This window comes from Paenibacillus cineris (genome assembly GCF_018333335.1).
In the GTDB taxonomy this organism is placed as follows: Bacteria; Bacillota; Bacilli; order Paenibacillales; family Paenibacillaceae; genus Paenibacillus_AQ; species Paenibacillus_AQ favisporus.
The window spans coordinates 1,550,171-1,568,539 of sequence record NZ_BORU01000001.1 but is presented as its reverse complement, the minus strand read 5'-3'; the positions used below and the strand labels follow the sequence as shown (position 1 = coordinate 1,568,539).

The following is an 18,369-nucleotide window of genomic DNA, read 5'->3' as shown; positions in this document are numbered from 1 at the left end:
CCTTATTTAAATGCGGCGTATTGCAATTCTGTATCGTCGCCGCACGCCTTCCTTTATCGCAAACCTTCCTATTTAATAAAGACGTTCGGATCCAGAATCAAGGCCACCTGGCCGTCGCCCAGAATCGTTGCCCCTGAAATTCCTTTGATTTGCGGCAGATATTTGCCAAGGTTTTTCAGGACGATTTCGTTTTGTCCGATAAATTCGTCGACGGTCAAAGCCGCCAAACGGTCTCCCTTATGGATGACGATGATCTCGGTTTCGCTTTCGTCCTCTTCATTAAAGTCAGGAACCTCAAAAATGCGGCTGAGCGAAATGAGCGGGATCATCGATCCGCGGAAATCCACCATTTTGTTGCCATGCACCTGGCGGATTTGCTCCTTCTTGACGATGCCGGTTTCCACGATCGAGCTGAGCGGGATGGCATATTTCTCGGATCCCATCTTCACGAGCATCGCGGCGATGATCGACAAGGTGAGCGGCAGCTGCACCGAGAAATTGGTTCCTTTCCCCGGTGTCGAATAAATGGTCACCTGCCCGCCGAGCGAAGTGATCTTTGCCTTCACGACATCCAGTCCGACTCCCCGGCCCGATACGTCGGAGATTTTTTCGGCGGTGCTGAAGCCCGGTGCGAACAGCAGCTGGTGCACCTGCTCGTCCGACATGCCCTTCGCTTCCTCCTCGGTAACGATGCCTTTCTTCAGCGCGGATTTCAGGACGTTGTCGCGATAGATGCCGCGCCCGTCTTCTTCTATTTCGATAAAGACGTGATTCCCGCTGTGGAAAGCCCGAAGGTGTACGGTACCCGTCTCCGGTTTGCCGGCGGCAACCCGGTCCTGGGGCGACTCGATGCCGTGGTCGACCGCATTGCGCAAAAGGTGAACGAGCGGATCCCCGATCTCATCGATAACGGTCCGGTCAAGCTCTGTTTCTGCGCCGGTAATGACCAGCTCCAGCTTTTTATCCAGCGATTTGGCCAGGTCGCGGACCATCCGCGGAAACCGGCTGAACACCGTATCGACCGGGACCATTCGCAGCTTCAGGACGATATTTTGCAAATCGGAGCTGACGCGGCTCATGTGTTCTACGGTCTCGGTCAAAGCATGGTTCTGCACCTCCGAAGCCAGCTGTTCCAGACGTACCCGGTCGATCAGCAGCTCGCTGAACAGGTTCATGAGCACATCGAGCCGTTCGATATCAACCCGGATCGTGCGGGCCGGGGCACCGCCGGTTTTGGCGGCCGGCTTGGCGGCTGCCGCAGGCTTGTTATCCTTGCTCTCAGCCGTTGGCGCAGCGGCTGCCGGAGCGGCAGTGTCTGGTTTCGTTTCTTCGGCCACAGCCGCCGCGGATTGAGCGGATGCCGCCCCCATCTCGGCCATTTGCTGCAGGGATTCGTGATCGAGTTCTACTACTGAGGCTTGGTCAATCTCCGAAACGTTCAAAATTTGCTGTTTGAGTTCGGCAGGATCTTTTTGTGTTATGTAGTAGAGTGAGAAGCTTTTTTCGAATTTTTCCTGCTCAATATCCTGCACGGTTGGATGGGACTTAATGACTTCGCCGGACTTCTCCAGCAGATCAAACACCATATAGGCGCGGACCGCCTTCAGCTGGCAATCGTCCCGAATGGCGACGTCAATATACAGCACGCGGTGCCCTTCCCCTATGGACTGCTGTAAAACGGAGTATTGAAATTCATCAAGCTGGATGGCGGTATTGGTTTCTTGCTTGGCCGGAGCGGAGCCTGCGGACTTCGCGCTGCCGGTGGAAGGGGCTTCTCCGCGAACGATCGCCTGAAGGTCGGCAACGATTGCTGATACGTCGGCTTTCCCTTCGCCGCCCTGGGTGATATCCTCCACCATAGCCTCAAGTGCATCGAGCCCTTTAAACAGCGTGTCGAAGATAAAGTCCTGCATTACCAGCTTTTCGTTCCGTACCAGGTCGAGCACGTTCTCCATTTGGTGGGTCAGCGACGCCAGGTCCTCAAAGCCCATCGTAGCCGCCATCCCTTTCAGCGTATGAGCCGAGCGAAAAATAATCTGGACGATGGAGAGATCATTCGGTGTCTGTTCGAGCAGCAGCATGTTTTCATTCAAGGATTGCAGATGATCATTGGACTCATCGATAAACATGGATAAATACTGATTCATGTCCATTATGAGACACCTCCTAATAAGTTTGCTTTCCGTTGCCTACAGCCTGGACGAGCCCTGCGGCAATATTGTGAAGCGGTAACACATGACTCACGCAGCCAAGTTCCACTGCGGAACGCGGCATGCCGTAAACGATGCAGGTCTCCTCGCTCTCCGCAAACGTGCTGGTAACCCCGGCATCGTACAGCCGCTTCATCATCTTTGCCCCGTCACTTCCCATCCCGGTCATCAGCACCACGTGGCGTTTCAGGGACGGAAGCTCAAGCAGGGATTCGAACATGACATCCACCGACGGACGGTGGCCGCCCACCGGACTCTCCTCCGTCAGCGAGATCATTAGGCCCCGGCTCTGATCCGGTACGATCTTCGTATGATAGCCGCCCGGGGCAATATAAGCGAACCCTGGCTCCAATGTCATTCCCTGCTCGGCTTCAACCACGGTCAGCGGGCTGAACGTATTCAGCCGTTGGGCGAGGGATTTCGTAAAATTGGGCGGCATATGCTGCACGATGACAACGGGTGCCGGAAAATCGGCCGGAATGCCCTCAAGGAGCGTCTTCAGCGCCCGCGGTCCGCCGGTAGAGCAGCCGACCGCAACAAGCTGCGTATACGAGGTTGCTGCCCTGCCCTCCGCTGTCCGGCTGGGCTTGGCGGCATCCGTTCCCGCCGGCTTGGTTGTTTTCGCTTCTTGTGCCGAAGGAGCGGATTCCAGCACCTGGTGCGTCAGTTCGCGTGTTGTCCTGCTACTCGTAGAATCCTGATGTTTCTTTCCTGCTCCAGGCTTGGAAAGCTTCGTTGCCTTGGGCTTGTCAGGCTGCTGCAGGACAACCTCCTTATCGGGAGCGCTCTCCTGCGCGGCTGCCCCGTTACGAAGAACGCCGATTTCTTTTGCCAGGTCCGGGAGCGGCCGCTTCCGCCCAAGCTTTGGCAGGACTGGCGTTGAAACCGGTGCAGCCGCGGCGGGCTTGTTCTTCCGCTTCTCTTCCTCCGCTTTCCAAAGCGCTCTCCGTTCCTTGGCCGCCATAGCTGCCTTCATCTGCTCAAGCAGGGCATCCCGAACGTCATCGATCTGCTGCGCATGCGCTACGGACGGCTTGCGGATAAAATCAAACGCTCCGGCCTCAAGCGCCTTGATCGTCTCCCTCATGCCGGCCTCATTGATGCCGGACAGCATGATTACCGGCAGCGGATGCGCCTGCATAATGACCGTAAGCGCTTCGAGTCCGTTCATCACCGGCATCTCCACGTCCATCGTGACGAGGTCCGGCTGCTGGCTTAAAATTTTGTCTACGGCTTCCTTTCCGTTAACGGCCGTATCAACGACCCGAAATGCGGGATCCTTTTCAATGAGATCGGATACGATCTTCCGCATGAAAGCCGAGTCGTCCACTACTATGACTTTGTATGGCGTCATGCCGCTTGTTCACCTCTGTTCCTTAGTACAGAAAATCATTTTGTACGACGAAGCCATTTATGCATAAACCCTTTGATTCCTGTCAAGGCACTTGGTTCCGGGGGAGCCGGTACGAGCAAGTAACGGTATGCGATCCGCTGCAGATCCTTCGCTGCATTGCAGTTCGGGTATGCAAGGGAAAAGGGAACCTGCTTCTTCACGGCTTGTACAACATGACTGTCATCTGCGATATAACCCAGCATGGTCGTTTCCACGCCCAGAAAACGCCGGGCCGCCATGGCGATTTTGTCGGCGGTTTGAGCCGCTTCCTTCTCATCGCCCGCCCGATTAATGATCAGCTTGAAGGTAACGCCCGGTTCCGCGCCGCTGACCACCTTGATTAAAGCGTAGGCGTCGGTGATTGAGGTCGGCTCCGGGGTGGTCACAACCAGGCATTCATCCGCCGAACGGATAAAATTCAGGTTCTCCTTGGACAGCCCGGCGCCGGTATCGAAGATGATATAGTCCATCTCGTCTGCCAGTCCTTCAATCTGCTCCGTAAAATAAGCAAGATCCTGTTCGGAGAGTGAGAGCAGCTCGGATAACCCGGAACCGCCGGCGATAAAAGACAACGAATGCGGTCCCTTCTCGATGATTTCGCTCGCCGACTTCTCACGCTGGAGTAAATGGTACAGGTTGAATTTTGGCGAGATGCCCATCAGGACATCGATATTGGCCATACCGATATCGGCGTCAAACACCAGCACTTTCCGTCCCATCGCCTGCAGGGCAAGGGCAAAGTTGAGCGTAAAGTTCGATTTGCCTACGCCTCCCTTTCCGCTCGTAACGGTGATCAGCTTGGCGGTTTTCCCCTTTCCGGTCAGCCTGGGTTCCATTCCGGCTTCGGCTCCTCTCCCGCCGGATCCCCGCTGCCGGATCAAATCCCTTAATGCTTGTGCCTGGTCCATCATGGCGCCTCTTCTCCAAGCAGCATACCGCACAGCTTCTTGCTGTCCGGAAGCAGAAGGTCTTCAGGCACGTTCTGGCCGTTGGTCATGTAGGACAGGTACAGCGGGTATTCCCGGATCAGGTTAAAGACGGAGCCGCAGCTTCCGGTCTCATCCAGCTTGGTGAAGATCACCTTGTCCAGCCCATACTTGCTGAAGTGTTCTGTAATCTTCTTCATATCCTGGCTCTTGGATGTCAGGCTGAGCACCAGAAAGGTTTCGCTGTGGTCCGTTATGGCGGAAAACAGGCTTTGCAGCTCCGAAACGAGCAGCTCGTTACGATAATTGCGGCCGGCCGTGTCCATCAGGATGATGTCGCAGTCCTGAAGGCGCTGAAACGCCCGCTGCATATCACCGGGCGACTGCACCACCTCCAGCGGGACATTCAGAATGGAGGCGTACGTCCGAAGCTGGTCAACCGCCGATATCCGGTAGGTGTCGGATGTGATCAGGCCAACTTTCCGGTGAAAACGCAGCAGCTGTTCCGCAGCCAGCTTGGCGATGGTCGTCGTTTTGCCGACCCCCGTAGGACCTGCGACATAGACGATCCGTGTCCGGTTGGCAATGCCTCCGCCAAACCGCTCCGAAAGGAACGCCAGCACCTGGCTGCGTACATGTGCAAACAATTCTGCATCCCCAAGCGTCCGGCCGCTCTCTTCCCAAAGATCGAAGGAGGAGGTTATCCATTTCTCGATGAGGTCGAAATCGACCTCCTGCTGGATCAACCGCTCCTGCAGCTTCTCCAGCACAGCCGGCAGCTGCTGCTTCATCATCGACTGACGGGAGATTTTGGCCATCCACGCCTTCATTTCCTGCAGCTCTTCCAGCAGCTTGGCCTCCACGCTGTTTCTTGCCTCCGGCTCTCTATCCTCTGCCGGCCGAGGCTGTTCAGAGCGGCTGAGCGCTCCGGTGTTCTGCCCCCGTTCCGAAAGAGGGAACGTTACGTTGGAAGGCGGCGTCTCGTTCGCAGCTGCTGATTCCCCATAGCCTGCCGCCTGGGTCACGGCCTGGCCGGATTGAACGGATGTCATCTCCGCCCCCCGAGGCTCCGGACGAGCAGGAGTGGTCTCCGGCTGGGCTTGATCAGCAGAATCCTTGGCGCCGGTTGCGGCAAGGGTCAGCTCGGCGGTCTTCTTGTATGCCTGCGGCACGGCCTTCTGTGGGACGGCCGCCTTTTGAGGAGCCGGGGCCTGCCGCTGTTTCGTTGCTGTATTCGCCTGCTCGTCTGCTTCCACCGCGGCGATGACCTCGATTTTTTTCTTCTTAAACATGCCCAGGAAGCCGCCCAGCTTGGTCTCCTTCGTGCTCAGAATGACGGCATCGCTGCCCAGGTCATTGCGGATTTGGAGCATAGCTTCAGGCATCGTATCGACCACATATCGCTTTACTCTCATAAGTTCACCACTCCGACACTTTGAATTTCTACATTGGGTTCAAGCTCGCTGTAAGAAAGAACCGGAATATCCTGCATGGTCCGCTCAATCACCTGGCGCAAATACATCCGGATGGTCGGCGAGGCAAGCAAAATGGGCTGCTGCCCCGATTGAAGCAGGCGGTTGATCTGCTCGCTAAGCTTCTGGTACACCGTCTGGGTAGATACCGGATCCATCGCCAGATAGCTCCCCTGATCCGTCTGCTGGACGCTGTCGGCAATCTTTTTCTCCAGCGTTGGCCCTACTGTAATGACCTTGAGCGTCTCGCCTTCCCTTGAGAACTGCTGCGTAATTTGCCGGGATAATGCCTGCCGCACATACTCGGTCAGCACATCGGGGTCTTTCGTATATTGGCCGTAATCGGCCAGCGTTTCAAAGATCGACACCAAATCCCGAATCGAAATTTTCTCACGAAGCAGCTTGGCCAATACTTTCTGAACATCTCCGATCGACAGCACCGACGGGATGAGCTCGTCGACGAGAACCGGATAATTTTCGCGCAAATTGTCGACCAGCGTTTTCGTCTCCTGCCGTCCAAGCAGCTCGTGGGCATGCTTTTTGATCAGCTCGGTCAAATGGGTCGCCACGACGGACGGCGGATCCACTACCGTATAGCCCGAAAGCTCCGCGCGATCCTTCGTCGCTTCGTCAATCCACAAGGCCGGGAGTCCGAAAGCTGGTTCCAAAGTTTCAATTCCCGTGATCGATTCGTCATCGTAACCGGGACTCATGGCCAGGTAGTGATTTAATAGTAATTCACCGCTTCCGACGGTATTCCCTTTAATTTTGATGACATATTCGTTCGGTTTTAGTTGAATATTGTCGCGGATCCGGATCACCGGTACCACAAGTCCCAGCTCCAAGGCGCACTGCCTGCGGATCATAATGATCCGGTCAAGCAAATCTCCGCCCTGCTGTGTATCCGCCAAAGGAATCAATCCGTAACCGAATTCGAATTCGATCGGGTCTACCTGCAGCAGGTTGATGACACTTTCCGGACTGCGCACCTCTTCGATCTGCTGTTCCTCTTCCAGCTGTTCCACCTCGATCTGCTTTTTGTCCATGTTCCGCTGCATCCGGTAAGCGGCAAAGGCGAGCAGCCCGGCCAGCGGAAGCGTCGTGATGAGATGAATCGGAGTAAACAGCCCGAGGAGGGCAATCGTCGCCGCCACAATGTACAGCAGCTTCGGGTACGACAGCAGCTGTTTGGTCAGATCGTTCGCCAAATTGCCTTCCGAAGAAGAACGCGTCACGATCAAACCGGAAGCCGTTGAAATTAAGAGTGCGGGAATTTGACTGACCAGACCATCCCCGATAGTTAATACCGAGTAGGTGGACATCGCATCCTGGAAGGACAAGCCCCGCATGGCGATCCCGATAATAAAACCGCCGACCAGGTTGATCAGCAAGATGATGATGCTCGCAATCGCGTCCCCTTTAACGAACTTGCTCGCACCGTCCATCGCGCCGTAAAAGTCCGCTTCGCGTTCCACTTTGCGGCGCCGCTCCCTGGCCTGCTGCTCATTGATCATGCCGGCGTTCAGGTCGGCGTCAATGCTCATCTGCTTGCCGGGCATCGCATCGAGTGTGAACCGGGCGGCGACTTCCGCCACGCGTTCCGATCCCTTCGTGATGACGATGAACTGCACGACGACCAGAATCAGAAAGACGATAAACCCGACGGCGATTTCCCCTCTGGCGATCCAGCTGCCGAACGTTTTGACGACGTCTCCGGCAAAGCCCTCGGACAGGATAAGCTTGGTCGTCGAAATGTTCAGCGCCAGCCGGAACAGCGTCGTAATGAGCAGAAGCGAAGGGAAAATGGAAAACTGCAGCGCTTCCTGCGTATTCATCGCGACGAGCAAAATAATGAGCGCGAGCGAAATATTGATGACCAGCAGCACGTCGAGCAGCCAGGACGGGATCGGAAGAATCATCATCATTACAATGCCGATGACGCCGGTCAGTATCGTTATCTCTTTTAATTTCAAAGCTTCCTTACCTCCGATCCCTTATCTCACTTTGCCTTTTAATTTATATACATAAGCCAGTACTTCAGCCACGGCTTGAAACAAATCGGCGGGAATCGAGTCCCCGATCTCCGCCCTTTGAAACAGCGCACGGGCCAGCGGCTTGTTTTCCATCGTAATCACGCCGTTTTCCTTGGCGATCTCCTTGATCCGCAGAGCCACAAAATCCTGCCCTTTGGCTACGATTTGCGGGGCTTCCATGTTCGAGCCCTCGTACTTCAGGGCCACCGCGAAGTGGGTCGGGTTCGTGATGACGACGTCGGCCTTCGGCACTTCCTGCATCATCCGCTGCATCGCCATCCGGCGCTGCCGCTCCCTGATCTTCCCCTTGATCAGCGGATCCCCCTCCATTTTTTTATATTCATCTTTAATGTCCTGTTTCGACATCCGAATGCTTTTCTCGAACTCATACTTTTGATACAAAAAATCCAGTGCGGCCATCACAAACAGGGCGGCCCCTATTTTTAGGCCGAGCGTCATCGTCAAACTGGCCACAAAATGAAACGTCTTCTCGATATTAACCTCGGACAGCTTGCCGATATCCGCGATAGCTCCTCTAAGCGTTTGATAAACGAGAAAGCCGATGATCACCAGCTTTAAGATCGATTTCGCGAACTCGACCAGAGAACGGACCGAGAATATATTTTTAAACCCCTTGATCGGGTCCAGCTTGCTGAATTTGGGCTTCAGCGATTCCCCCGTCAGCATGAAACCGACCTGCATCAAATTGGCGGCGAGCGCCATGACGACGACGGTAAGAAACACCGGCGCCAGCAGCAGCAAAATGTCGATGCCGTATTCCACGGCGAGGCTCATGACGTTGTTAATCGACAAATCCATGGTCAGGCGGTTCAGAAAAATGTCCTTGAACAGTCCGACAAGCCGCTCCTTGAACGATGAGCCGAACATGAGAAGGCTGAAAAAGGAAGCCAGCAGAACGACCGCGCCGGTTAAATCCTGGCTTTTGGCGACCTGGCCCTTTTTCCGGGTATCCTGCCGCTTTTTCGGGGTCGCTTTTTCGGTTTTTTCTCCGCCAAACAGCTGCAGATCCAGGGGATACCTGTAGGACACGTTCCTTCCCTCCATCCTCACATTACGCAGGCTTGTGACCGATAATCCCCAGAAGCGTCTGCATCGACTCAAACATGATTCCGAACAAGTCGCCGAAAATATAGGAAAAGCTCGGTACCAGCAAAAACAGAATCATCAGTCCGACAATAATTTTCAGCGGCATCCCGACGGCAAATACGTTGAACTGCGGTGCGGTGCGTGCCAGAAATCCCAGCCCGATGTCAGTCAGGAACAGCGCTGTGACGAGCGGAGCCGACATTTGAAAGGCAAGGACAAACGACTGGCCGAACGTCTTGATCAAAAATTCCGACAAGCTGCCGTCCGCCATTCTCATAAACAACTCGTTGGAAAGCGGAACCCAGTCATAGCTCCGGATGATGCCGTCCAGCAAATAGTGGTGCCCGTTCATCGTCAGAAACAGCAGCAAGGCGAACATGTATTTGAAGTTGCCCAGCATTGGCGCTGAGGTGCCCGTCATTGGATCCAGCACGTTCGCGATCCCGAAGCCGATCTGGATGTCGATGAAGGAGCCGGCCGTCTGGATCACCATAAACAGCACATAGGCAACGAATCCGAGCAGCAGCCCGATCAGCACTTCCCTGATGATCAGGAGGACGTACGTCACATCTGCCGGAACGCTCTGATGCACGCCATATGTTAGGTACACAAGCGCAGATACGAAAAAAGCGATGCCTATTTTGAAAATATTCGGGACTCCTTTAGAAGAAAGCACCGGAACGACAACAAAAAAGGCTGTAATTCGACAAAAAATAAGCATAAAAACCGGCAGACTTTCCAGCAGCATGTTCATGAATAAGTCCGCCTATCCGATATATTTGTACAAGTTGTCCAAAATGTTAAAAGTGAAGTCCACCAGCGTCGTCAGAATCCATGGCCCAAAGAAAAGAATCGCCAGCAGTACGGCCACGATCTTTGGCACAAATGCCAGCGTCTGCTCCTGAATTTGGGTTGTCGCCTGGAAAATGCTGATCACCAGACCGACGATGAGTCCCAGCAGCAGCATGGGCGCACTGACCTTCAGCACGGTATATACCGCCTGGCCGGCGAGACCGATAATAAATTCCGAATTCATGGCTGAACATCCCGCCCCTTCTTCATACTCATTCAGGTATTAAAGCTCATCAGCAGCGACTTGACGACCAAATACCAACCGTCCACCAGCACAAACAGCAAAATTTTAAACGGCAGCGAGATCATGACCGGCGGGAGCATCATCATGCCCATCGCCATCAAGGTACTGGATACGACGATATCTATAATGAGAAAAGGAATAAAGATCATGAATCCCATCTGAAAGGCCGTTTTGAGCTCGCTGATCGCGAACGCCGGCACCATGACCGTGAGCGGAATGTCCTTGTAGGTATTCGGCTTTTCGATCTTGGTATACTTCATAAACAGCAGCAGGTCCTTCTCCCTTGTGTTGGAGAACATGAACTTTTTCATCGGTTCCGCCGCTTTGTCCAAAGCCTGCGTCTGTGTCAGTTCTCCTTTTAAATACGGCTGCAGGGCCACATCATTGATGGAGGAAAAGGTTGGCGTCATGACAAACAGCGTCAAAAAAAGAGCCAGCCCTACGATGACCTGGTTAGGGGGCATCTGCTGAGTTCCAAGCGACGTTCTGACAAAACCGAGCACGACCACGATCCGCGTAAAACTGGTCATCAGCACAAGCAGCGCCGGCGCGATGCTGATGACCGTGATGAGAAGCAGAATCGAGAGCGAGCTGGTGCTTGGCTTCCCTCCGGAGTCCCCTACCTGGATATCGATATTCGGTATCGGATCCGCAAAGGCGGCCGTCACCGAGAGCAGGCTGATCAATGTAACGATGATACAAACGAACAAAACCTTCTTTTTCATGGCTCCCTCAACCGATCTGTAGTATTGTCTTCCCGCAGGAGCTCTTCCATCTTCTCTTTACGGTTTGACATCCGGCGCAGCTTCTCGTCAAATACTTCATGAAATTCCGGCGTTTCCTCCAGGCTGATCTCCTCGGATACCGGACCCGTTTTGCGCAGCTTTGCAGCAAGCTTGGCCACCAATGGCGATAACCCGTTCTGCGAGTATGCCGGATCCTGTTCAAACGATGCCAGGATGACGGCGACCTCGTCAGGGTCGGTAATTTTATCGACGAGGCGAATATCTTCGCCTACGCCGACCAAATATACGCTGCTGCCGATTTCAATGACCTGGAGCGATTTGTTCGGCCCCAGCCCGACAGCCCCCAGCGTCCGGATCGAACGGCTGCTGAACCAAGTTTTATTTTTCCGGCCGAGAAAACGGATCAGAAGAATAATGAGTGCAATAATCACCGCCAGGACGATGATGACATAAACCAGGCTGAGAGCGTAATTACCGGAGCCGGGAAGCGGCGTATCTGGATTACTCATCTAAAGTCCTAAACTCCCAGCGTCTTATTGATGGCTTCAATAACGCGGTCGGTCTGGAACGGTTTGACGATAAAATCCTTGGCGCCTGCTTGGATGGCGTCGATGACCATCGCCTGCTGCCCCATGGCGGAGCACATGATGACCTTCGCGGCCGGGTCGATCTTTTTGATTTCTTTCAGCGCGGCGATCCCGTCCATTTCCGGCATCGTAATATCCATCGTAATCAGGTCCGGACGAAGCTCTTTAAACTTCTCGATCGCCTGGGATCCGTCCTGGGCCTCTCCGACTACCTCAAAACCGTTTTTAGTCAAAATATCACGGATCATCATTCTCATAAATGCAGCGTCATCCACGATAAGAATTCGATTTGCCATTGATTAAAAATCCTCCCTAAATTTTGCTATTGTAATTTTTGTATTCGGTCCCACTGGCTGAGAATATCCGTGACACGCACCCCGAAATTTTCATCGATAACGACAACCTCGCCTTTGGCGATCAGCTTGTTGTTGATCAGGATGTCAACCGGTTCGCCCGCCAGCTTGTCCAGTTCGATGATTGAACCTTGAGACATTTCCAGGATATCCTTAATTTGCTTCTGGGTCCTTCCTAATTCTACGGTGACTTTAAGAGGAATGTCCATCAATAAGTTTAAATTATTTTGATCGACCTGGCCGAACGAGCCACCTTGTAAATTCGCAAATTGCACAGGCTGCACGTTGACGTTGCGGTTAGGCATAGACCCGTAATGCTGCGGCATGGCCGCATAAGGATTCTGCATGTTCGGATCGTACGCTTGCCCCGGCATGGAAGCGGGCATCCCGGCAGCTGGAGCACCGTAGCCCGGCGCGCCGGACGGCATTCCGTAATCCTGCTGCTGCGGAGCCGGCTGACTGGCTGACGGAGGCGGGTAAGAGGCCTCAGGCTGAGATGCCGGCCGCTCAGGCGCTTCAACCGCTGGAGCCGCCTGCTGCATCGACTGCTCCGCCTCGTCCGAACCATGGATCAGCATGCTGACCATATCCTTGGCGAACTGGACCGGAAGCAGCTGCATGATCGTGGAATCGATCAATTCTCCGATTTTGAGCCGGAAAGAGATCTTGATCAGCGTCTGCTCGGAAGGCAGGCTGTTGACCCCGTCGCCGTTGGCCATGTCCAGAATGTCGATGCCTGGCGGCGAAATATTGACGAACCGGTTAAATATCGTCGACATCGAAGTGGCCGAAGAGCCCATCATTTGGTTCATCGCTTCCTGAACCGCGCTGATATGGATTTCGTTCAGCTCCGCATCCTGCGGATCACCTTCTCCGCCCAGCATCAGGTCGGCGATGACCTGCGCGTCACGCGTTTTAATAACCAAAGAGTTGATCCCTTCAAAACCGTCCACATACGTGACATGAACAGCCACATGGGGCTTGGGGAACTCTTCCTCAAACTGGCTGCGGGTAATGATGGACACCTTCGGCGTCGTAATGTCCACCTTCTTGCCCAGCAGCGTCGAAAGTGCAGTGGCTGCACTGCCAAACGTAATGTTGCCGATCTCTCCCAGTGCATCTTGCTCCAGAGGCGTTAAATAATCGTCTACCGTCGAACCCGCATTTCGGGAGAAGTCGGCCGCTTCGGTCTGTTTCAGCAGGGCGTCGATCTCTTCCTGGGATAAATAATCTTTACTCGTCAAGTTCCTCAGCTCCTTCGCTGACAATTTCGTCGATTTGCACGGCCACGCGGTCTTTGACGGTACCCGGGCTTCCTATAAACTTCAACCGGTCACCAACCTTGATTTTCAGTCCCGAATGTACCGGCTTGGCCAGGCTGATGACGTCCCCTACATTCAATCCCAAAAACTCGGATACGGAGATATAAGACTCCCCAAGCTCGGCGATCATGCTCAGCTTGGCTTGGCTGATCCGGTTTTTGAGCGACTCGGCTTCCTCCGGCACGCTGGACTTCTTCTCCGATACAAACCACTGATGGGCCGAGAGCTTCGACATGATCGGCTCCAGCACTACATGCGGAATACAGAGGTTAATCATGCCCGTCGTATCGCCGATTTTAGTGCTGAGCGAAATCAGGGCGATGGTTTCGTTCGGTGAGACGATCTGCATAAACTGCGGATTCGTCTCCATCGCTTCCATCCGCGGAGAAATATCCAGCACCGTTTTCCACGCTTCCGCCAAGCTCTCGAACGCCCGGCTGAAAATCCGCTCCATGATCGTCGTTTCGATTTCGGTGAGCGAGTTGATTTTGGAAGGAGCGTTTCCGACTCCGCCCAGCAGCCGGTCCAGCATGGCATAAGCCACGTTGGGGTGTACTTCCAGCACCATTCTTCCTTTCAAAGGTTCCGCCTCAAAAATATTGAGAATCGTCATCTTCGGAATCGAGCGGATAAATTCGTCATAAGGAAGCTGCTCAACCTGAACCACGTTAATTTGAACAAACGTCCGCAGCTGTGCGGAAAAATAGGTCGTCAGATAACGCGCGAAATTTTCATGAATCCGTGTCAGACTTCGGATATGATCCTTGGAAAAGCGGACGGCCCGTTTGAAATCATAGGAACGGATTTTTTTCTGGGTCTCTTCTTTTTTAAGTTCCTCCGCATCCATTTCACCGGACGACAGTGCGGCGAGCAGGGCGTCAATCTCATTTTGCGATAATACATCAACCAATCATCTCACCCCCTTACGGTTTCCGGTCGTTATGTTACAGCGGCGTCAAAACAAAGTTCGTGATGGAGATTTGCGTCAGTTTCCCTCGTGTCAAGGTTTTATTGATCAGATTGATCAATTTTGCGCTTAATTGGTCTTTTCCTTTGGAGCCCTTCAGTTCCTCGGGTCTCGTATCGGCGAGCGTCTTAATAATGATGGGCTTGATCTCGAATTCTTTGATCTTATCGAATTCTTCCTTCGATTTTTTGTCGTTCAATTGGAACGCAAAATTCATCAATACGATATAATCCTGATCCGCGAGATTGGTCTTGATATCCGTAATCTCCGAAGTGATTTCCACAAGCTCGTCTGCCGATAATTTTGGAGCCTCGATCGTTTGGGCGGCCGATTTCGTTTCGTTTGAACTGCTCCCGAAATATTTATCCATCAGCAAAAATGCGGCAAGCACGATCAGTGTAATCGCCAGCAGTATCGTTATTAGCCAGGGCAGCATCTTTTTCATGGGGATTCCTCCGTTTGTTGCACTTTAATAGTTGCGTTGTGAACGCCGATTTCCTGATTGTATTGCTTCACCAGGGAAATGACTTCCGCCGCTTTTTCCAAAACAATCATTCGTTTGCCCGTAACCAGGGTAATATACGTGTCCGGCGTTTCTTCCACTGTTTCGATAAGCAGGGCATTCAGCCATAATGGTGAGCCGTTTAACCGGGTAACTAAAATCATAGCAGGCCTCCTATGGAAATCGGAGGAGGACAGGCCTCCCCCGTCACTTCACTTTACTAACGCTTCAGATTGACGACTTCCTGCAGCACCTCGTCGGAGGTCGTAATGATCCGCGAGTTCGCCTGGAAACCGCGCTGGGCGACGATCATTTCGGTGAATTCGCCGGTCAGGTCGACGTTGGACATTTCCAGCTGACCTGCAACGATCGCACCGGTTCCGGTGGCTGCATCATTTGCTTCTCCTGCTTCAAAGTCTCCGTCTGCGATAGCGTTTGGCGTAATACGGTACAAGTTTCCGCCGATTTTCTCGAGTCCTTCCGGATTCGTGACTTTGCCTACGCCAATCTTAAGGGTCGTATCGGTTCCGCCATCTGCCAGCTTTTGAATGATAGTGCCGTCCTGAGAAATGGAGAACGAAACGGCATCCCCAAGGTTAATCGGAGCTCCGCCTGAATCGCAGACAAACATCCCGTCCGACGTAACCAGATTCTTCAGTGCATCGACGTGAAAATCACCTGCTCTGGTAAGAAACGGTGGATCCTGATCTTCGGTCATGCTTACAAGAAAAAAGCCGTCGCCGTCAATTCGCAGGTCCGTCGGGTTGTTCGTCGTCTGCGCGCTTCCCCCGGTGTGCAACGTATCAATCGATCCGATCGACACGCCAAGCCCAATTTGCTTGGCATTGACACCGCCGTTTTCACCCTCAACCGGCGCGGTCACGCCAGATACGGTCTGGCTCATAACATCCTTAAACATGACCCGGCCTGCCTTGAAGCCGGTCGTGTTAACGTTGGCGATATTGTTGCCGATTACGTCGAGTTTGGTTTGGAATCCGCGCATCCCTGAAACGCCTGAATACATCGATCTCAACATGGGTCTGTTTCCTCCTAGGTTTGTGAAATGAACTGCGTCAGTCGGTCAGCAGTTCCCTGGCTTTCCGGTTCGGGCCAGCCAGCTTACGACAGCACAACCGCGCTGTCGATTTGGGTAAACACGTTGTCTTTCATCGATTTGCCGTCCATCGCCGTGACGACCGTCCGATTAGGAACGTTGACGATGAGCGCCATATCCTTCATCAGGATCAACGATTCCTTGCTGCCTTTGGCGGCAGCCTTTTCAACGGCTTGGTTCAGCTTGTCCAGCTGTTCCCCTTTGATCTCGATCCCTCTTTGCTCCAGCCGCTTGGCCGCATGATTGCTGAACTTGAGCAGGCTTCCCTGCAGCAGTTCATCAAATGACGTCTGGGACGAGGCGTCCGGCGTTGCGGCCGGTTTCGAAGTCTTGACGGGTGCGGCCGGATATATCCTTCCGGGATAGAGCTGTCCGATCGTCATCCGTTCGTTCATGCCGATTCCCCGTTCCCGCCTGTCGTGCCCTCTCCTGCCGCTGCGCTTGCTGCCTCGGCGCCTGTCTCTCCGGTTTCAGAGGCGCTGCCCGCAGAACCTTCTGCCGTGCCGCCCGCATTCGACGCACCGTCAGTTGATGGCGTTTCGGTATCAGCCGGAGGAGTACCCTCTTCCTGCTTGGCATTCATGATTTCGACGATCTTCGTAATCGGAATCGCTACCGACCCGACGGAAGCGTACTGAACGCCGTCCTTGACGATAATCGAATCCACGATGCCCGTTTTGATCTCAGACGTACTTTCGCCTGATTGATCGGAGCTGCTTCCGCTATCGACCCAGCTGATCTGTTTGCCGATCAGTCCCGATACGTTGCCAAGGGACTGACTCATGGCGTTCAGCTGGCTGGAAATGTTCATCAGCTGCTCGACCGAGGTGAATTGGGCCATCTGGGCGATAAATTCCTTGTCTTCCATCGGCTGCATCGGATCCTGGTTTTTAAGCTGGGTCACCAGAATGCTCAGAAACTGGTCCTTGCCGAGCGTCTGCGTCTTCGTGCTGGCCTTCTGCACGTTGGAAGCCGAGTAGTTAGGCCAAATGTTGCTTGTCGATACGATATCTGACATGGTTGTTCACCTCCGTTTTTACGCTTTGGCTGTAAACGTATTTCCTTGGTCCGCCTGCTGCCGGGCAAGCCATTCATTCAGCTCGTCTCCCAGCTCAGCCACGGTCAAGGCATCTTCGGAGGAAGCGTCCTTGTCCTTTTGCCGGCGGTTCGGCTGCTGCTGACCCGATTGGGATTGACGGCCGTCGTGATACATTTGGGACTGCAGCGAAGGGTTTTGCGTTACCACAAGTTTCTCAACCTGCACACCCTGCGATTGCAGCGTACTGCGGAGCTGACTCATCTGCTGTTCCAGCAAATCCTTGGCTCCGGCGTGCTCGGTCGTAAATTGGGCAACGAGCTGTCCATTTTGCATCGTCAGCTTAATGTCGACCTGGCCCAGGTGTTCCGGGTACAGCGATATTTTCGCTTCCGAGATGCCTTCTTGCTTCACGATTTCCAGCTTGTTTACGACAAATGTGCTCATTTCTTTGGCAAACTGCGTAACGGGCACCGCTTGCGCCGCTGCTTTATGAGGCGACTGAATGCCTTCTTTCATCACGAGATGCCCTGCCGTTACCGTTGTCTGGCTGGTAAGCGGATCCTCCGGCTTCGCCGCCGCTTCCACCTCTTCTACGGAAGAAGGGCTTGCAGCGGATGCTGCTGTTTGCGCATCGTCATTCGGCTGCTGTCTTGTCAAGATCGTACTCAGCACGGCCTTGCCGCTTGCAGCGGATGCAGTATCGCCTGCCGGCTGCTGCCGGATCGCTTCCAACAACGCGGAGATGCGGCTGGCTTGTCCTTCCGCTTTAGGCTGGAACATTGGTGCCGTATCCTGTGGTGCTGCCGATTCCGAGTCCTTAACCAGAGCCGCCGGTTTGCTTTTCCCAGGAGCTGTGGCGTTCTGAACCAGGTTATGGAACGTTTCCAGCAGTTCTGCCGCCTGCGCCGTGGTGTCCGCCCCCGTATTTGGCTGCTGCAGCACCGTGATCAGCTGGGCCAACGCATCCTGTGCGGCAAACCGTGCCGTCGCCGGGTGTCTGGCCAGTGCCGTCAAGGCTTGATCGCCCTCATTAGCCGGGGTGTCTTCAGGCTGTGCTTCGCCGTTTCCTTGAACGTTCAGCAGCAAGGTGGTTACCTGCTGAATCCAGCTTTGCAGGGCGCTCAGCACTTCAGGGTCTTCGGCAATCGCTTCATCCAGCTGATCGGCATCCAGAAGAAGGCTTTGCAGCAGGGCTGCGGTGTTCTGCTCATCACTGTCCCCGTTCCCTTGAACCGCCGTCGTTTGAGCATTTTTCAGCAGTCCTTCCAAAAGTGACGCCGCGCCGTTCATGGCCGAAGCTTCCTGCGAACCGCCTGCTGTACCTGTCATCAGCTGAGTCAACGAGACTCCAAATGCCGGTACCAGTGCCGTTCCCGCCGAGGCGTTTGCCGCACCGCCGCTTGTTCCCGCTGTCTTCGCTCCGGCTGACGCACCTGCGGAAATGTTTTGAAATATCAGGCTCATCTTTGTTTTCACCTCCTTTCGCGTGCAGTACTACATTC

General features: G+C 54.0%; 19 protein-coding genes. All 19 read right to left on the bottom strand.

What is annotated here, in order from left to right; all coding sequences use genetic code 11:
• Nucleotides 1–68: 68 nt before the first annotated feature.
• The 19 genes from KI379_RS07620 to KI379_RS07530 all read right to left on the bottom strand — a co-directional run bounded on the left by KI379_RS07620 (nucleotide 69) and on the right by KI379_RS07530 (nucleotide 18,331).
• Nucleotides 69–2,153 carry a chemotaxis protein CheA gene (locus tag KI379_RS07620; protein ID WP_212983217.1) on the bottom strand — a complete coding sequence of 695 codons (2,085 nt, stop codon included), beginning with the start codon at nucleotides 2,151–2,153 and terminating at the stop codon, nucleotides 69–71.
• A 13-nt stretch (nucleotides 2,154–2,166) separates the two neighbouring features.
• A complete protein-coding gene (locus KI379_RS07615) occupies nucleotides 2,167–3,564 on the bottom strand; it encodes a protein-glutamate methylesterase/protein-glutamine glutaminase (protein WP_212983216.1) in 1,398 nt (465 codons plus the stop codon).
• 35 nt (nucleotides 3,565–3,599) lie between these two features.
• Nucleotides 3,600–4,514, bottom strand: coding sequence for a MinD/ParA family protein (locus tag KI379_RS07610; RefSeq protein WP_089546553.1), 915 nt, complete (start codon nucleotides 4,512–4,514; stop codon nucleotides 3,600–3,602).
• Nucleotides 4,511–5,944: a flagellar biosynthesis protein FlhF gene (flhF, locus tag KI379_RS07605; RefSeq protein ID WP_212983215.1), complete on the bottom strand. Its 1,434-nt coding sequence runs from the start codon at nucleotides 5,942–5,944 to the stop codon at nucleotides 4,511–4,513. Before flhF ends, KI379_RS07610 begins: the two co-directional genes overlap by 4 nt.
• Nucleotides 5,941–7,974, bottom strand: coding sequence for a flagellar biosynthesis protein FlhA (flhA, locus tag KI379_RS07600; RefSeq protein WP_076168118.1), 2,034 nt, complete (start codon nucleotides 7,972–7,974; stop codon nucleotides 5,941–5,943). The genes flhF and flhA overlap by 4 nt, the downstream gene beginning before the upstream one ends.
• Nucleotides 7,975–7,995: 21 nt before the next feature.
• Nucleotides 7,996–9,084, bottom strand: a complete 1,089-nt coding sequence (gene flhB, locus KI379_RS07595) for a flagellar biosynthesis protein FlhB (protein WP_240913006.1) — start codon at nucleotides 9,082–9,084, stop codon at nucleotides 7,996–7,998.
• A gap of 22 nt (nucleotides 9,085–9,106) precedes the next feature.
• On the bottom strand, nucleotides 9,107–9,895 hold the full coding sequence (gene fliR, locus KI379_RS07590; protein WP_089546550.1) for a flagellar biosynthetic protein FliR: 789 nt from the start codon (nucleotides 9,893–9,895) through the stop codon (nucleotides 9,107–9,109).
• Nucleotides 9,896–9,907: 12 nt separating this feature from the next.
• Nucleotides 9,908–10,177: a flagellar biosynthesis protein FliQ gene (fliQ, locus tag KI379_RS07585; RefSeq protein ID WP_076168126.1), complete on the bottom strand. Its 270-nt coding sequence runs from the start codon at nucleotides 10,175–10,177 to the stop codon at nucleotides 9,908–9,910.
• A 32-nt stretch (nucleotides 10,178–10,209) separates the two neighbouring features.
• Entirely contained in the window at nucleotides 10,210–10,962 is a 753-nt protein-coding gene (gene fliP / locus KI379_RS07580; protein ID WP_076168128.1) for a flagellar type III secretion system pore protein FliP, read from the bottom strand.
• Nucleotides 10,959–11,492: a flagellar biosynthetic protein FliO gene (locus tag KI379_RS07575; protein ID WP_076168131.1), complete on the bottom strand. Its 534-nt coding sequence runs from the start codon at nucleotides 11,490–11,492 to the stop codon at nucleotides 10,959–10,961. The genes fliP and KI379_RS07575 overlap by 4 nt, the downstream gene beginning before the upstream one ends.
• A gap of 8 nt (nucleotides 11,493–11,500) precedes the next feature.
• Nucleotides 11,501–11,866 (bottom strand): response regulator, encoded by a 366-nt coding sequence (locus tag KI379_RS07570; protein ID WP_076168133.1) that lies wholly within the window; start codon nucleotides 11,864–11,866, stop codon nucleotides 11,501–11,503.
• A gap of 26 nt (nucleotides 11,867–11,892) precedes the next feature.
• Nucleotides 11,893–13,167 carry a flagellar motor switch phosphatase FliY gene (gene fliY / locus KI379_RS07565; RefSeq protein ID WP_212983214.1) on the bottom strand — a complete coding sequence of 425 codons (1,275 nt, stop codon included), beginning with the start codon at nucleotides 13,165–13,167 and terminating at the stop codon, nucleotides 11,893–11,895.
• Nucleotides 13,157–14,155, bottom strand: a complete 999-nt coding sequence (gene fliM / locus KI379_RS07560) for a flagellar motor switch protein FliM (RefSeq protein WP_076168138.1) — start codon at nucleotides 14,153–14,155, stop codon at nucleotides 13,157–13,159. The genes fliY and fliM overlap by 11 nt, the downstream gene beginning before the upstream one ends.
• A gap of 34 nt (nucleotides 14,156–14,189) precedes the next feature.
• Nucleotides 14,190–14,657 (bottom strand): flagellar basal body-associated FliL family protein, encoded by a 468-nt coding sequence (locus KI379_RS07555; protein ID WP_076168140.1) that lies wholly within the window; start codon nucleotides 14,655–14,657, stop codon nucleotides 14,190–14,192.
• The gene (locus KI379_RS07550) at nucleotides 14,654–14,878 is read right to left on the bottom strand and encodes a flagellar FlbD family protein (RefSeq protein ID WP_076168142.1); all 225 of its coding nucleotides are present in this window, start codon (nucleotides 14,876–14,878) and stop codon (nucleotides 14,654–14,656) included. Before KI379_RS07550 ends, KI379_RS07555 begins: the two co-directional genes overlap by 4 nt.
• A 56-nt stretch (nucleotides 14,879–14,934) precedes the next feature.
• Nucleotides 14,935–15,750 (bottom strand): flagellar basal body rod protein FlgG, encoded by an 816-nt coding sequence (flgG, locus tag KI379_RS07545; protein ID WP_212983213.1) that lies wholly within the window; start codon nucleotides 15,748–15,750, stop codon nucleotides 14,935–14,937.
• 83 nt (nucleotides 15,751–15,833) lie between these two features.
• On the bottom strand, nucleotides 15,834–16,223 hold the full coding sequence (locus KI379_RS07540; RefSeq protein WP_116231250.1) for a TIGR02530 family flagellar biosynthesis protein: 390 nt from the start codon (nucleotides 16,221–16,223) through the stop codon (nucleotides 15,834–15,836).
• Nucleotides 16,220–16,846 carry a flagellar hook capping FlgD N-terminal domain-containing protein gene (locus KI379_RS07535; protein WP_212983212.1) on the bottom strand — a complete coding sequence of 209 codons (627 nt, stop codon included), beginning with the start codon at nucleotides 16,844–16,846 and terminating at the stop codon, nucleotides 16,220–16,222. Before KI379_RS07535 ends, KI379_RS07540 begins: the two co-directional genes overlap by 4 nt.
• 18 nt (nucleotides 16,847–16,864) lie before the next feature.
• Nucleotides 16,865–18,331, bottom strand: coding sequence for a flagellar hook-length control protein FliK (locus KI379_RS07530; protein ID WP_212983211.1), 1,467 nt, complete (start codon nucleotides 18,329–18,331; stop codon nucleotides 16,865–16,867).
• Nucleotides 18,332–18,369: the final 38 nt, after the last annotated feature.